General features: G+C 66.3%; 18 protein-coding genes. 12 read left to right on the top strand and 6 right to left on the bottom strand.

Going from position 1 to position 13,526, the window contains the following annotated elements; translation table 11 throughout:
• The first annotated feature begins 4 nt into the window (after positions 1-4).
• The 8 genes from GD429_RS26820 (at position 5) to GD429_RS26785 (ending at position 5,966) form a co-directional block, all read left to right on the top strand.
• Positions 5-967, top strand: a complete 963-nt coding sequence (locus tag GD429_RS26820; RefSeq protein ID WP_152861414.1) for a hydroxymethylglutaryl-CoA lyase — start codon at positions 5-7, stop codon at positions 965-967.
• A 23-nt stretch (positions 968-990) separates the two neighbouring features.
• Positions 991-1,374 (top strand): VOC family protein, encoded by a 384-nt coding sequence (locus GD429_RS26815; protein WP_152861412.1) that lies wholly within the window; start codon positions 991-993, stop codon positions 1,372-1,374.
• A 277-nt stretch (positions 1,375-1,651) separates the two neighbouring features.
• Positions 1,652-2,479, top strand: coding sequence for an alpha/beta hydrolase (locus GD429_RS26810; protein ID WP_152861410.1), 828 nt, complete (start codon positions 1,652-1,654; stop codon positions 2,477-2,479).
• Positions 2,480-2,574: 95 nt separating this feature from the next.
• Positions 2,575-3,468 carry a LysR family transcriptional regulator gene (locus GD429_RS26805; RefSeq protein ID WP_047900702.1) on the top strand — a complete coding sequence of 298 codons (894 nt, stop codon included), beginning with the start codon at positions 2,575-2,577 and terminating at the stop codon, positions 3,466-3,468.
• A gap of 427 nt (positions 3,469-3,895) precedes the next feature.
• Positions 3,896-4,480, top strand: coding sequence for an RNA polymerase sigma factor (locus GD429_RS26800; protein ID WP_193727200.1), 585 nt, complete (start codon positions 3,896-3,898; stop codon positions 4,478-4,480).
• Positions 4,481-4,492: 12 nt separating this feature from the next.
• On the top strand, positions 4,493-4,801 hold the full coding sequence (locus GD429_RS26795; RefSeq protein WP_152861406.1) for a hypothetical protein: 309 nt from the start codon (positions 4,493-4,495) through the stop codon (positions 4,799-4,801).
• 2 nt (positions 4,802-4,803) lie between these two features.
• Complete coding sequence (locus GD429_RS26790; RefSeq protein ID WP_321574883.1) at positions 4,804-5,100, top strand: 4Fe-4S dicluster domain-containing protein; 297 nt, start codon at positions 4,804-4,806, stop codon at positions 5,098-5,100.
• Positions 5,101-5,204: 104 nt separating this feature from the next.
• A complete protein-coding gene (locus GD429_RS26785) occupies positions 5,205-5,966 on the top strand; it encodes an O-methyltransferase (protein WP_152861404.1) in 762 nt (253 codons plus the stop codon).
• 197 nt (positions 5,967-6,163) lie between these two features.
• On the opposite strand, the gene GD429_RS26780 is transcribed toward GD429_RS26785, so the two are convergent.
• Positions 6,164-7,627, bottom strand: a complete 1,464-nt coding sequence (locus tag GD429_RS26780; RefSeq protein ID WP_152861402.1) for an MFS transporter — start codon at positions 7,625-7,627, stop codon at positions 6,164-6,166.
• Positions 7,628-8,070: 443 nt separating this feature from the next.
• On the opposite strand from GD429_RS26780, the gene GD429_RS26770 reads away from it, so the two are divergent.
• The 4 genes from GD429_RS26770 to GD429_RS26760 all read left to right on the top strand — a co-directional run bounded on the left by GD429_RS26770 (position 8,071) and on the right by GD429_RS26760 (position 10,445).
• Positions 8,071-9,171, top strand: coding sequence for an NAD(P)H-dependent flavin oxidoreductase (locus tag GD429_RS26770; protein ID WP_152861398.1), 1,101 nt, complete (start codon positions 8,071-8,073; stop codon positions 9,169-9,171).
• Positions 9,172-9,364: 193 nt separating this feature from the next.
• Positions 9,365-9,736 (top strand): GFA family protein, encoded by a 372-nt coding sequence (locus GD429_RS26765; RefSeq protein WP_152861396.1) that lies wholly within the window; start codon positions 9,365-9,367, stop codon positions 9,734-9,736.
• The gene (locus GD429_RS41675) at positions 9,733-9,861 is read left to right on the top strand and encodes a hypothetical protein (RefSeq protein ID WP_265334691.1); all 129 of its coding nucleotides are present in this window, start codon (positions 9,733-9,735) and stop codon (positions 9,859-9,861) included. The genes GD429_RS26765 and GD429_RS41675 overlap by 4 nt, the downstream gene beginning before the upstream one ends.
• A 128-nt stretch (positions 9,862-9,989) precedes the next feature.
• Positions 9,990-10,445, top strand: a complete 456-nt coding sequence (locus GD429_RS26760; protein WP_034184210.1) for a MarR family winged helix-turn-helix transcriptional regulator — start codon at positions 9,990-9,992, stop codon at positions 10,443-10,445.
• Positions 10,446-10,493: 48 nt separating this feature from the next.
• On the opposite strand, the gene GD429_RS26755 is transcribed toward GD429_RS26760, so the two are convergent.
• From GD429_RS26755 to GD429_RS26735, 5 genes are all read right to left on the bottom strand, one after another.
• The gene (locus tag GD429_RS26755) at positions 10,494-11,210 is read right to left on the bottom strand and encodes a GNAT family N-acetyltransferase (protein ID WP_152861394.1); all 717 of its coding nucleotides are present in this window, start codon (positions 11,208-11,210) and stop codon (positions 10,494-10,496) included.
• A gap of 246 nt (positions 11,211-11,456) precedes the next feature.
• On the bottom strand, positions 11,457-11,786 hold the full coding sequence (locus tag GD429_RS26750; RefSeq protein WP_152861392.1) for a DUF4148 domain-containing protein: 330 nt from the start codon (positions 11,784-11,786) through the stop codon (positions 11,457-11,459).
• Between the two features lie 73 nt (positions 11,787-11,859).
• Entirely contained in the window at positions 11,860-12,186 is a 327-nt protein-coding gene (locus tag GD429_RS26745; RefSeq protein ID WP_152861390.1) for a DUF4148 domain-containing protein, read from the bottom strand.
• A gap of 66 nt (positions 12,187-12,252) precedes the next feature.
• Positions 12,253-12,672: an organic hydroperoxide resistance protein gene (locus tag GD429_RS26740; protein ID WP_152861388.1), complete on the bottom strand. Its 420-nt coding sequence runs from the start codon at positions 12,670-12,672 to the stop codon at positions 12,253-12,255.
• A gap of 267 nt (positions 12,673-12,939) precedes the next feature.
• Positions 12,940-13,404, bottom strand: coding sequence for a RidA family protein (locus GD429_RS26735; RefSeq protein WP_152861386.1), 465 nt, complete (start codon positions 13,402-13,404; stop codon positions 12,940-12,942).
• Positions 13,405-13,526 lie beyond the last annotated feature (122 nt).

Genomic DNA, 13,526 nt, shown 5'->3' with positions numbered 1-13,526 from the left:
CGACATGGGCACTCGAAGCAAACGGCTCTACATCCACGAAGTCGCGACGCGCGACGGTTTCCAGAACGAAGCGGCATTCGTCGACACCGACGACAAGATCGCGCTCGTCGATGCATTGAGCGCATGCGGCTACGCGAAGATCGAAGTCACGTCGTTCACGTCGCCGAAGGCGATCCCCGCATTGCGCGACGCGGAGGCCGTGATGCACGGCATCGCGCGCGCACCGGGCGTCGTCTATACGGTGCTCGTGCCGAACGTGCGCGGCGCCGAGCGCGCGCTGTCGTGCGGCGTCGACGAAGCGAACCTCGTGATGTCGATCAGCGAGAGCCACAACCGCACGAACCTGCGGATGACGCGCGAGCAGTCGTTCGCGCAGCTGCGCGGCGTGATCGACGCGGTGCGCGGCACGGGTGTCGCGATCAACGTGTCGCTGTCGACCGCGATGGGCTGTCCGATGGAAGGCGACGTGCCGGCCGAAACGGTGCTCGCGTGGATGCAGCGCTTCGCGGATCTCGGCGTGCACGGCTTCACGTTGTGCGACACGACCGGCATGGCGTTTCCGTCGCAAGTGCGCGATCTGTCCGGGCGTGCACGCGAGCGCTTCGGCGCGCTGCAGCTCACGCTGCATTTCCACAACACGCGCGGAATGGCGCTCGCGAATACGCTCGCGGCGCTCGACGCGGGCATCGACCGCTTCGACGCGTCGCTCGGCGGGCTCGGCGGCTGCCCGTATGCGCCGGGCGCGACCGGCAACGCGTGTACCGAGGAACTCGTGCACATGCTCGAACTGGACGGCTACGATACGGGCATCGACCTCGCGGCCGTCCTCTCTGCGTCGGCACAGCTGCCCGCGCTGATCGGGCATGACGTCCCGAGCCAGATCCTGAAGGCCGGGCGCCGCTCGGATCTTCATCCGCCGCCGTGCGCCGACGCCGGCGACATGCCCGCGCAGCGCGCATTCTCATGAACAGGAAAACAGGAGCGAATCCCATGGCGCTGATCGATCACCTCGACCATCTCGTGCTGACCTGCGTCGATCCCCACCGGACGAAGCATTTCTACACGGAGGTGCTGCAGATGCAGCTCGAAACCTTCGGCGCCGGTCGGCTCGCGTTCCGCTTCGGCAACCAGAAGATCAACCTGCACGTGCGCGGCGCGGAGTTCGAACCGAAAGCGCATGTGCCGGTGCCCGGCGCGCTCGACCTGTGCTTCATCGCGTCGGTGCCGCTCGACGACGTGATCGCGCACCTGAAGCGCGTCGAATGGCCGATCGTCGAAGGGCCGGTCGAACGCACGGGTGCGACGCAGAAGATCCGTTCGGTCTACGTGCGCGACCCCGACCTGAACCTGATCGAGATCTCCGAGTTGATCTGACCGGCGGCGGCCGGCCTGTCGCGCCACCGGCCCGCGCCGCTTCGGCGTATCGATCGGCCCGGTCGGCGCGGTCGCGCGGGCACCGGCACGATGCGCGCACGGCGTCGCAGTCTTTCGCCGAAAGCGGACAGGCCCGCGCCGCACCCGCCGAATCCGGATAGCCGCACCCGGCCGCGCTGCGGATAATGGCGCTAACGCGTCGGTTCGGCCGACGCACTCGCAGCGGACATGGCAAACCTGCCCCGCACCTCCGCAACCCGCCCCGGACACTCCCCGAATGACGATCCTCTATCGCGGCATGGACCGCGCGGCGCTCGACGCCGCCTACCTGAACACGAAGGCCGTTCCCGATTTCCCGGCATTGCTCGCATCGTGCCAGGCGCGCAGCGCGGCGCTTTACGATGCGACACCCGGCCGCCGCGACCTGCGTTACGGCGCGCAACCGGCACAGCGCTTCGACTGGCTGCCGTGCGGGCAGCCCGGCGCGCCGCTGTTCGTGTTCATTCATGGCGGCTACTGGCAACACTGCACGAAAGAGGACTTCGCGTACGCGGCGAGCGGCCCGCTCGCACGCGGTTTCGACGTCGTGCTCGCCGAATACACGCTCGCGCCGGTCGCGACGATGACCGACATCGTCGGCGAGATCGGCGCGCTGCTCGATTATCTTGCGAACGATCCCGACGGCCTCGGCACCGCGCGGCGGCCGATCCACCTGAGCGGCCATTCGGCGGGCGGCCACCTGACGGCCATGCATCGCGCGCATCCGGCCGTCGTTTCGGCGCTCGCGATCAGCCCGCTCGTCGATCTCGAACCGATTTCGCTGTGCTGCCTGAACGACAAGCTGCAGCTCACCGCGCAAGAGGTCGACGCATGCAGCCCGCTGCGTCACATCGGGCCGGGTGCGCCGACGGTCGTCGCGGTCGGCGACGCCGAACTGCCCGAACTCATCCGGCAAGCGCATGAATACGCGTCGGCGTGCGAAGCGGCCGGCGAACGGATCGCGCGCACCTGGCTGCCCGGCATGCAGCACTTCGCGGTGCTCGACGATCTCGCGAGGCCGGACGGTGCGATGCTCGCCGCGTTGCAGGCGATCGCGCCGCGCTAGCCGCGCGATATCGCGCGCGCACGGCCGGGCGTATGATCGGCGTCAGGCCGCCGCGATGATGGCGCGCGCCGTACGGCCTTCCCAGGACCCACGACATGGTGAACCCGCTTCATTTCGATCTGCAGTCGCTGCGCGTGTTCGCGCTCGTCGCCGAGCACGGTAGCCTGACGAAGGCGGCCGAACACGGCCAGCTCACGCTGTCCGCGGTCAGCAAGCGCATCGCCGAACTCGAAAGCGTGACCGGCAGCGCACTGTTCGTCCGGCATGCGCGCGGCGTCGAGCTGACGCCCGCGGGCCGCGCGCTGCTCGACCATGCGGCGAAGGTGATCGAGCAGGTCAACCGGATGGCGCACGAGATGAGCGACTACGTCGCCGGCGTGCGCGGCCATATCCACGTGTGGACCAATACGTCCGCGATCGTCCAGTTCCTGCCCGCCGATCTCGCCGCGTTCCTCACCGACAACCCGGGCATCAAGGTGAGTCTCGAGGAGCGGCTGAGCCACGAGATCGTCGATGCGCTCGGGTCCGGCAAGGCCGATCTCGGCGTGTTCGCGGACAACGTGCCGGCGCCCGGCATCGAACGGCGGCTGTACCGGCGCGACGAGCTCGTGCTGCTCGTGCCGCGTGCGCATCGCTTCGCCGCACGCGACAGCATTCGTTTCGCGGAAACGCTCGACGAGGATTACGTCGGCTTGAGCGACGGCAGTTCGCTGCTCGCGCGCATGACCGACGCCGCGTTCGCGGCCGAGCGCTCGCTGAAAGTGCGGATCCAGGTATCGAATTTCGACGGCGTGAGCCGGATGATCGAGGCCGGGCTCGGCATCGGCGTGCTGCCGCGCGATGCGGTGACCGGCGAGCGCGCCGCGCGGCTCGGGGTCGTGAAGCTCGACGATGCGTGGGCGACGCGCACGCTGTGGGTCGGCGTCAAGGCCGGCACCGTGCTGACGACCGACATCGCGAAGCTGTTCGATTTCATGTCGGCGCGTTGAGGCCAGCCCGCAAGCGGTAGAAGTTAGCGCGGTGCGGCTTCGAGGAAGGGCGATCATCGGTGCGCGTTCAGCCCACCGCTGCAGGAAGCCGATTCGACGCATCCGCACCGGACCGACCGGCAGACGACCGCGAACTACCGTCGCGTAGTACGGTTCGACTGCAGCCGACAATCGCGGGCACGGCACGCGCCTGCCGCCCGCACGTTTCGCGGCCGCGAAGCGCATTTTCCGCCTTATCGTCGCGGGTTCGTTCCTTGCACTTTCTTTACATCGTTCCCGGCTGTGTCGGCGATGATCTCCGGGCCGGACAAATGGGTGTTCCCCTGGCTTCGCAGCGTGATCAACATCCCCACGTGAAGCCGACGCGTTCGGCAGTCATTTTTCGCACTCGACACAATATTCGCGCGCCTGAAACGTCTTCAGGCACATGGAATCGCCACCCACTTCACGCACGATGACCGACCCAGACCGCGACATCACCGCGATAGTGATGCGTGAACGAACGAGACTCGTGAGCTTTATCCGACGTCGGATACGCGACCCGGACGATGCCGAGGACATTCTGCAGGATGTGTTTCACGAATTCGTTCAGGCTTACCGGCTTCCCGCGCCAATTGAACAGGCGAGCGCATGGCTTTTCCGTGCCGCGCGCAACCGTATCGTCGATCGCTTTCGCAAGAAGAAGGAGCAGCCGCTGACCGACCTGTACGAGGCCGAAGATGACGCAGACAGCGCGTATCGCCTGGACCTCGTGCTCCCGGCGCATGATGCCGGTCCCGAAGCACGCTACGCTCGCACGCTCTTGCTCGAGGCCTTGCAGGATGCGCTCGACGAGTTGCCGGCGAATCAGCGCGAGGTATTTGTCGCGCACGAACTGGAGGGCCGGCCCTTCAAGGAGATGGCCGCGCAAAGCGGTGTCGCGCTCAATACGCTGCTCGCTCGCAAACGCTATGCGGTCTTGCATCTGCGTGCCCGACTGCAGCTCGTTTATGACGAATTGGACAATACCTAGAGGAGTCGACAGATGAATTTTCGAATCAGATGTGCGGGCAAGGCGCTGCTCGTCGTGATCGCCATAGGCGTGCTCGGATGGGTCGTCATGATGTTATGGAACTGGGTGATTCCGGCGCTGTTCGTCGGCGCCCGTACGATCGACTTCACCCATGCGCTCGGCCTGCTCGTGTTGAGCCGCATCCTGTTCGGCGGATTCCGCGGACACCACGGCTGGCGCGGCCGGCGCCACTGGCGCAAGTGGGAATCCATGACCCCCGAAGAACGCGAGCATTTCCGGACCGCGTGGCGATCCGACAGCAACCGGCCCACGGGAGAGTGAACGTGCGCGAAAAAACAACGGGCGACTGCAAACAGAAACCGGGCGTGATAGCGCCGGTCGTCGATCTGAAGCGTTGCGAAGGCAAAGCGGATTGCGTCGCGGTTTGCCCTGAGAACGTGTTCAAGATCCGGCGCATCGACAAGGCCGATTACATCGGCCTTGATCTGATGCATCGCTTGAAGCTGCGCGTGCATGGAATGAAAGTCGCCTACACGCCGAACGCGCATGCCTGCCGGTCATGCGGACTGTGTGTGACGGCGTGCCCCGAGCGCGCCATCACGCTCGCCCGAACGGCATAGCAACCCCGTGTATCGCCGCGACCGAGCGACAGCGCAGAAACCCCGACGGGAGGCGCAGTCGCTGGATACCGCGTCGACGTGATCAATTTCGTCCAGGAATGCACATGGCTTCACCCACCATCGTTCTTCTGCAACGGCTCCACGAAGAGAGCCGGACCGAAATCATCGCCCGCGCCCGCGCGCAGTTCCGGGGATCGAACGAGGATTTCCTGTCGTTAGCCGAGGAATACGAAGCGATCGCCCCCCGCCTGCGGGGACGGTTTCTCGAAACGCTCGGGCTGTCCACCGACGACTTCGAGTCCTCGCAAGGCAGTCCGCTATCGTTGGCCGTGTCGCCGGAAACGGGAGGTTTTTTACGCAACATGGTGCTCTCGCAACGGCCGGCCAGAATCCTCGAACTCGGCAGTTCATGCGGCGTGTCCACGCTGTATTTCGCCGAGGCGCTGCGCACGTTGGGCCGTGGCGTGGTCGTAGCGACCGAACGCGATGCGCTCAAGTGCGCACGATTGCGCGATCACGTCAGGACGGCGGGCCTGGACGCCTATGTCGACCTGCGGGAGGGCGATGTATTCGAGACCGTTGCCGAACTGGACGGTCGCTTCGACATGGTATTCATCGACGTATGGGCCGACGCCTATCTGAAGTTGTTCAAGGGGATCGAGCGCCTGCTACGCCCGGGATCGATCGTCCTCGCCGACAACATGTTCACGGCCGAGGACGCCGTTCGACCGTACAAGCACTACCTCGATGACGATCCGCGGTTCTCGACCATGACACTGGATTTCGAATCGGGGATCGAATTCACGGTCGTCGTTTCTCGAGCGGGAATGTCGTCGACGGATCCTTGCCGCGGAGGCTCCGACTGAAGGACGCAGCCATCGACCGACAAGCATCTCGCTTCGGACTGCGCCCGCCATCGGTTGGTACGCGCGGGCGTTGCGCGATCGTTTGTGGAACATGCGAACGTCTGCCTCGATCGTCAGGCGACAGATAGCCCGGCAAGCCGCGAAGCATCGAGAATGATGCGGGAGCGCGTTCCTGCGCCCCCCGCATCGACACACGCTCAAACCGGATTGATTTCGTCCTGACTGCGCCGCGTGGTCAGCGGCCCGAGCACGCGCAGCGTGATGGCGACGATCCCGAGCGCGACCGAGATCACGCCGAACATCGCGCCAGCGCCGTAGCTGCCGAGCACCGGCAGCAGCACGAACGGCAGCCCGCCGCTGACGATGCGCGACAGCGAGTATGTGCTGCCGATCGCCGTCGAGCGCACGCGCGCCGGGAAAATCTCGGCCTGGTACACGTGATACGCATTGCTGAACACGTTCGATGCGCAGGTCGTCAGCAATCCGAAGCCGACGATCAGCGCGGTGTTGCCCGAGTACGCGAAGCACAGCCCGAATACGGCGATCGACAGGATCGACGCGATCACGAGCGTGCGGCGTTCGATCCAGTTGAGCAGCGGGATCGACAGCAGCGAGCCGATCGGATAACCGACGAACGATAGCGCGATGAACAGCGTGCTGTCCGTCACGTCGAAGCCGCGGCTCTTCACGACCGTGCCGGCCAGCGTGCCGAAGCCGTAGTAGCCGAAGCCCTGGAACAGGTGAAAGATCGCGAGCATCAGGTAGCGCGCGCCGTAGGGCTCGCGGCGCAGCAGCGCGATGCGCTCGCCGAGCCCGAGCGGCCGTTGCGGCTCCGCCGATTCCGCGAAGTGCTCGGGCACGCGCACGCCGGTGCCTTCCGCGAAGCACCGCAGCGCCGCGTGCGCGTCGGCGGTGCGGCCTTGCGCGAGCAGCCAGCGCGGGCTCTCCGGCAGGCGGTGCTGGACGAGCAGCACGTACACGGCGCCGAGGCTGCCGATCGCGAGGATGATGCGCCAGCCGGCCACGCCGGCCACATGCAGCGGGTTCAGCCACAGCGCGAGGAAGCCGACGAGCGGCACCGCGACATAGGAAGTCGTATAGGCCCACGCGGCGAGCCGCCCGCGCTTTTCCTTCGGCAGGATCTCGGACAGGAAGCTGTCGGCGACCGGATAGATCGCACCGACGCCGATGCCGGTCAGGAAGCGGCATGCGACGAGCATGTCGGCATTCACCGAAAACGCGCCGACCAGCGAGAACGCGCTGTACCACACCAGCGTCAGCAGGAATGCCTTGCGCCGGCCGATGCGATCGGCGAGGCTGCCGAGGCACATCGCGCCGACGAACATCCCGATGAACGCCGATGCCAGCAGCAGCTTGAAATCGGTGCTCTGCCGACTCAACCCGTATTCGTTCTGCAACGCGGAGCCGATCGTGCTGACCAGGAAGATCTCGTACATGTCGAAGAACAGCCCGATGCCGATCACCCAGACGACGAACCGGTGCAACGCACCGACCGGCAGGTCGTCCATGAAATCGCCGAGCGTGACGCGGCGTGCGGTGAGGGCCGCCGCGTCGGCGCCGGCGCCGGTGGATGCGGCCGGCGGTCGCGCGGACGCGGGGCCACCCGCGTTGCCGCCCAGATCGAGGGATTGGCTGTTCATCGTGTCTCCTGATTATCGATATGCCGTGGCGCGCGGCCCGGGCGTTTGCGGCCGGCGTGAGGCGTCCGGTCACACGACAGGGCGGCACGCACCGCAAGGCCCGTGGAAGGGCCGGCTACGCGGGCTGTGCCGATCGTCCGACACATGGTGGGCGAATCCGCGGCACGCGATAATTGCGGATGTTTCAAGCGTCCTTTCCCGCTCAGAAAGGGTACGAACGCGCGGCGGGCGGCATTCGCGGAGAAGGCCGGTGCGGCCTGAGCGGCGCGCGGTTGCGCACCGGATCAGGTTCGCTCCCGCGCGGCCGGGCGGGCCGGGAAAACCATGAGGCCCGTTGCGTGGGCGCCGGCACGAATGCCGCCCCATGAAACACGTGCACGGGGTTATCGTGCTCTGACAATGCGGCACGTTCGCGATTCGACCGCCACCAGGAGGCAACCGACATGAATCACCCGACCGATAACCGGACGCTGTTGCGCTCGCTCGGCATTCGCGCGCCGATCGTCCAGGCGCCGATGGCCGGCGTCAGCACGCCGGCGCTCGCTGCCGCCGTGTCGAACGCGGGCGGGCTAGGCTCGCTCGGCGTCGGCGCGACGAACGCCGACGGCGCGCGCAAGATGATTCGCGACACACGCGCGCTTACCGACCGGCCGTTCAACATCAACGTGTTCTGCCATCGTCCGGCCCGCGCCGACGCGACCGTCGAACGCGCGTGGCTCGACTGGCTCGCGCCGGCGTTCCGCGCATACGGTGCAACGCCGCCCGCGTCGCTGTCGGAGATCTATACGAGCTTCGTCGCGGACGACGCGATGCAGGCGATGCTCGCCGAAGAAAAGCCGGCCGTCGTCAGCTTTCATTTCGGGCTGCCGTCCGCGGAGGTGATCGCCACGCTGAAGCGTGCGGGCATCACGCTGTTCGCGACCGCGACGAATCTCGACGAAGCGCGGCAGATCGCCGCCGCCGGCATCGACGCGATCGTCGCGCAGGGCGTCGAAGCCGGCGGGCACCGCGGCGTGTTCGATTCGACCGCCCACGACGATCGCCTCGGCACGTTCGCGCTGACGCGCCTGATCGTGCGCGAATGCGCGCTGCCCGTGATCGCCGCCGGCGGCATCATGGACGGCGAAGGCATCGCCGCCGCGCTCGCGCTCGGCGCGCAGGCCGCGCAGCTCGGCACCGCGTTCGTCGCATGCCCGGAGACGTCGATCGACGACGGTTATCGCCGCGCGATCCTCGGCGACGCGGCGCGCCGCACGACGTTCACGTCCGCGATCTCGGGCCGGCTCGCGCGCGGCATCGCGAACCGGCTGACCGCGCTCGGCGACGACCCGCACGCGCCGGCCACGCCCGCGTATCCGATCGCGTACGACGCGGGCAAGGCGCTGCATGCGGCCGCGAAAGCGCGGGGCGAATTCGGCTACGGCGCGCAGTGGGCCGGGCAGGCGGCGCCGCTCGTCCGCTCGCTGCCGGCCGCCGAGCTGTTCGCGACGCTCGAACGCGAAACGCGGGCCGCGATCGAGCGCCTGCAGCACGCGCTGGACTGATCGCGCTCGTCCGGCAAGCCGTACGCAAGTGCCAACGATCATGCCGCGGATCGCCGCGCCGAACGTGCCGAACGTGCGCCACCCACCATCGATTTGCAATGCTCTGTATCTGCGCGGACCGCGGATACAGAGCGATACAACGCAGGTTCGAGCGTCCGCTATAAAGCAGGCATGACTTCTTCGAGGGCACATCATGTCTGCCACCTGGTTCAAAGGGTCCTGCCATTGCGGGGCCGTCAAATTCGAAGTGAAAGCGGCCATTGCGCCGGCGGTTCGCTGCAACTGCAGCCTGTGCCGCCGGCGCGGCGCGCTGATGAGCCCGATGTTCGCCGCTGCCGACCTGAAGATCGTCGAAGGCGAGGGCGCACTGACGTGCTACCGCTTCAACACGCGCACGGCCCGCCACTATTTCTGCAGCCATTGCGGCGTCTATCCGTTCCACCAGACGCGCCTGGACCCCGCATGCTGGCGCGTCAATCTCGGCTGCCTCGACGGCGTCGATCCGTATGCGCTCGACGCAACGGTCGCGAACGGCGCGAGCCTCTCGGTCGTGGAGGACGCATGAAACGCTGGCTGATGATCCTGCTGTTTGCCGCAGGCGGGCTCGCGACCGAAATCGCGCATCCGGTGCAATGCTCGCTGCTGTCGGAAAGCCGGTTGCAAACCGGCAAGCGACGCAGGCGGGACTGACGGCGTCGATCCGGCCGCGTTGCGCCATCCCGCCGGTTCATCGACACCGATTTATCATGCTTCCGATAAGATCGCACGCGATATATAATGCGCTTATCTGCGACCGTTCGCGTCGCTGGAGGAAGTTCATGAAACCGACCGAAGCACCATCGCCCGCCGCGCCGAAGCTGTCAGAATTCCTGTGCTTTGCGATCTACTCGGCGAACCTCGCGTTCGGCAAGGCCTACAAGCCGATCCTCGACGAGCTCGGCCTCACGTATACGCAATACATCACGATCATTGCGTTGTGGGAGCAGGACAACCAGACGGTCGGCCAGCTCGGCGAGAAGCTGTTCCTCGAATCCAATACGCTGACGCCGATCCTGAAGAAGCTCGAGGCGATGGGTTATCTGGAGCGGCACCGCGATCCGTCGGACGAACGCCAGGTGCTCGTCAGCCTGACGAAAAGCGGCCGGCGCGTGCGCGAGAAGGGGCTCGACATGAACCTGGTCGAAGCCACCGGGTTGAAGCCGGACGAATTCGCGAAGGTGCAGAAGGCGATCGTCACGCTGCGGGGCAACCTGATCCGGTCGACCGAAGACTAAACACACTGGCGACAAGCGGCCGACGCGCGTATCGCGTCGGCCGCGTCGTCATGCATGCTCGTCGCCCAGCACCAGCAGGTTCATCTCGCGGCGGACGACGAAACCAAGCGCAAGATAGCGTTCGATCGCGACCCGGTTCGACGTGAGGACGTGCAGGAACGGCGTTTCCGATCGCGCGCCGATGGCCGCGATCAACGCCCGGATCAGCCGCGCCGCAAGCCCTTGCCGCCGAAACGCGGCATCCACGCAGACGGCGCTGATCTCGGTATACCCGTCGACCCGCATCCGCTCGCCGGCCATCGCGGCCAGCCGGCCTTCGCTGCGCACACCGATATAGTCGCCGAGTTCGATCGTGCGCGGGCCGAACGGGCCGGGCTGCGCGGCCGTGGTCAGTGCGAGCATGTCCGGCACGTCGGCTTCGGCGAGTGCGACATGCTCCGATGCATGCGCCGGATCGGGCGCCCCTTGCCAGATCATTTGAAGCAACGTCGCGCGCCGGATCACCGACAATCCCGCCGGCGGCGGGATCTCGTCCGGCGTGACCAGCGCCGCCGGCCCGTGCGCGGCGATCAGTTCGCGCAACGCATCGAAAGATGCCGGGCTCGTATCGGCGATCGCGGCGAACGGCGCAATGGCCGCGGGAAACCGCAGCGCGCGGTCGTTGCCGAGCGCAAAGCGGCGCTGTTTGCCCGTGAGCGCGTTCCAGACGACATGGTCGAGCGGGTGTGCATCGCCTGTCGCGTTTCCGGTTGTGGCTTCCGGCATCGGCTGCTCCTCGATTGAAGATTTCGTGCCGCACAGAATAGACCGGATCGACCGGGCGGGTAGCCCCGCAACGACATGGATTGCGTCATTGGCCTGACGCGCGTGCGCTGGCCTTCTTCGTTCTCGATGATCCATATCCGGAAAACGTCGATGCAAATCCGGTCGCCTCAAATAGAAAAACGCACGCGATTAAATCGCATGCGCTTTATATGGTGGACGTGGACGGCCGATTCCGTCGTGCAATGCTCAATGACCGAAATAGATCGAGCGCTCGGCCGTGCGAACCGCGCTGCGGCTGCCGGACTGCGTCGCACCGTCGGCGTCATTGCCGTAACCGGACGCCATCGTATCGGCCGCGGTTGCACCGTTGTCGCGAATCCGGCTCAGCGCCGCCTGGAGATTGTCCGGGTAGTTCGGGTCGTTGGGACGGTTCGGCAAGTAGCCTGCCTGCTGCAGCGCGGCCAGTTCCGCACGCACCTGCGCACGCGTCACGGTGTTTTCGCTCGCGTTCGCCGGCGCGACGACGGCAGCCGACACGGCAACGAGGAGGGCGGCAATCAGTTGGGTCTTCATCATTTACCTCGACAAGAAAAAGGGAATTCAGGAGTGCGCACCGCACGCCGGCAACCGGCGCCGTTCGCGGTTTCGTTCAATGACCGAAGTAGATCGAGCGCTCGGCGATGCGCGTCGCGGGCCGGCTGCCCGACTGCGTGGCGGCGGCGGCTTCGCGGCCATAACCGGATGCCGCTGCATCGGCCGCCACGGCGTCGTTCGCGTGAACGCGCGTCAGTGCGGCCTGCAGGTCGTCCGGATAGTGCGGATCGTTCGCGCGGCCCGGCCGATAGCCGGCTTGTTCGAGCTGCACGAGTTCGGCACGCACTTGCGCGCGGGACACGACGGCATCATCGGCAAACGCCGGGGCGGCAACGGCGGCCGAAACGGCGACGAGAAGGGCGGCGATCAATCGGGTATTCATCATTCACCTCGATAAGAAAAGAGTCGGGAATTCGGCAGGGCGGCGCTCGGCCGCCCGATGCAACGTTCAGGCGATACGGATGTCGACGTCGATGTTGCCGCGCGTCGCCTTCGAATACGGGCAGGTCTGGTGCGCGGCATCGACGATGCGCTGCGTGACCTCCCGGTCGAGCCCCGGCACGCTCACGTTCAGCCGGGCCTGCAGGAAGTACGCGTTGTCGGCCGTGCCGAGATCCACTTCGGCGTCGACGGCGAGATCGGCCGGCAGCGTCACCTTCGCAGCGCGCGCCGCAAGCTGTATCGCACCGATGAAGCAGGCCGACCAGCCGGCCGCGAACAGTTGTTCCGGATTGGTGCCGGTGCCGGCGCTGCCCGGCGACGACAACTGGATGTCGAGGCGGCCGTCGGAACTGCGAGCCGTACCGTCGCGGCCGCCCGAAGTCGTATGCGTCTTGCCCGTGTACAGCACTGTTTCGATCTTGCTCATCATTTGCTCCGTCAGTTGGCAGGTTTTTTCAGATGCGATTCGATCGCATGCGATGGAGTTTCGTCGAGCCGATCGGCCATGTCAAGCGCGTTCGATTAAATCGTATGCGATATTTTGTATTTCAATGTATCCGGAACGTGTCGCGCTTTGCCGGGCAAGGCTTTCGGCCGATCGAGCCCCGATATCCACGGTAACGGGGCAGGCGACGAACTCCGGGCAGGGCGGGCGGAAACGCCCGCGGGAATGGATTGCCGCTTTCCAAGGACGTCACGCCGGATCGATCTCGGCGATCACGACGAGGATGACGGCCGCGTCGGCCGGCAACTGGCGCTGGGAGAACGCCGAGCGCGCGTGTCCCGCCTTGCCGCCGAGCACGTCGGCGAACAGGTCGGACGCGCCGTCGATCACGGCCGGCTGCCCGTAAAAACCGTCGGCCGAGCTCACGTGCCCCTCGACGCGCACGATCTTGCGCAGGCGGTCGAACCCGCCCAGATGCCTGCGGATCTGCGCGAGCACGTTCAGCGCCGCGAGCCGCGCGGCATCGCGGCCTTCGTCGACGCTCAACTGCTCGCCGACGCGGCCGGTATAGGCGATCCTGCCGTCGACGAGCGGCAGTTGTCCCGAAACGAACAGCAGGTTGCCGGCTTCGCTTGCGGCCGTATAGCTGCCGAGCGGGTTCGGCGGTTCGGGTAACGCGAGGCCGAGTTCGGCCAGTTTCTGTTCGACGGTCATGTCTTGCTCCTTGCGGGAAAATGGATCGGGCGATCGGTGTTGCCTGTCGGTCACTCTAGTCATGCGGCCGAAGCCGGTAAATGTCAGCGGCGCAATTGATTCGGGACACGATGTAACGAATC

Origin of the sequence: Burkholderia sp. BE17, from assembly GCF_009362305.1 — a bacterium.
Taxonomy (GTDB): domain Bacteria; phylum Pseudomonadota; class Gammaproteobacteria; order Burkholderiales; family Burkholderiaceae; genus Burkholderia; species Burkholderia pyrrocinia_C.
This window is presented reverse-complemented; position numbering and strand designations above follow the sequence as displayed.

Bases quoted from the DNA above. Each gene is read 5' to 3' on its own strand.
- GD429_RS26800 (WP_193727200.1), top strand. From the start codon at position 3,896: ATGGAATCGCCACCCACTTCACGCACGATGACCGACCCAGACCGCGAC.
- GD429_RS26740 (WP_152861388.1), bottom strand. From the start codon at position 12,672: ATGAGCAAGATCGAAACAGTGCTGTACACGGGCAAGACGCATACGACT.
- GD429_RS26820 (WP_152861414.1), top strand. From the start codon at position 5: ATGGGCACTCGAAGCAAACGGCTCTACATCCACGAAGTCGCGACGCGC.
- GD429_RS26745 (WP_152861390.1), bottom strand. From the start codon at position 12,186: ATGAATACCCGATTGATCGCCGCCCTTCTCGTCGCCGTTTCGGCCGCC.
- GD429_RS26750 (WP_152861392.1), bottom strand. From the start codon at position 11,786: ATGATGAAGACCCAACTGATTGCCGCCCTCCTCGTTGCCGTGTCGGCT.
- GD429_RS26785 (WP_152861404.1), top strand. From the start codon at position 5,205: ATGGCTTCACCCACCATCGTTCTTCTGCAACGGCTCCACGAAGAGAGC.
- GD429_RS26815 (WP_152861412.1), top strand. From the start codon at position 991: ATGGCGCTGATCGATCACCTCGACCATCTCGTGCTGACCTGCGTCGAT.
- GD429_RS26765 (WP_152861396.1), top strand. From the start codon at position 9,365: ATGTCTGCCACCTGGTTCAAAGGGTCCTGCCATTGCGGGGCCGTCAAA.
- GD429_RS26760 (WP_034184210.1), top strand. From the start codon at position 9,990: ATGAAACCGACCGAAGCACCATCGCCCGCCGCGCCGAAGCTGTCAGAA.
- GD429_RS41675 (WP_265334691.1), top strand. From the start codon at position 9,733: ATGAAACGCTGGCTGATGATCCTGCTGTTTGCCGCAGGCGGGCTCGCG.
- GD429_RS26735 (WP_152861386.1), bottom strand. From the start codon at position 13,404: ATGACCGTCGAACAGAAACTGGCCGAACTCGGCCTCGCGTTACCCGAA.
- GD429_RS26780 (WP_152861402.1), bottom strand. From the start codon at position 7,627: ATGAACAGCCAATCCCTCGATCTGGGCGGCAACGCGGGTGGCCCCGCG.
- GD429_RS26805 (WP_047900702.1), top strand. From the start codon at position 2,575: ATGGTGAACCCGCTTCATTTCGATCTGCAGTCGCTGCGCGTGTTCGCG.
- GD429_RS26755 (WP_152861394.1), bottom strand. From the start codon at position 11,210: ATGCCGGAAGCCACAACCGGAAACGCGACAGGCGATGCACACCCGCTC.
- GD429_RS26810 (WP_152861410.1), top strand. From the start codon at position 1,652: ATGACGATCCTCTATCGCGGCATGGACCGCGCGGCGCTCGACGCCGCC.
- GD429_RS26770 (WP_152861398.1), top strand. From the start codon at position 8,071: ATGAATCACCCGACCGATAACCGGACGCTGTTGCGCTCGCTCGGCATT.
- GD429_RS26795 (WP_152861406.1), top strand. From the start codon at position 4,493: ATGAATTTTCGAATCAGATGTGCGGGCAAGGCGCTGCTCGTCGTGATC.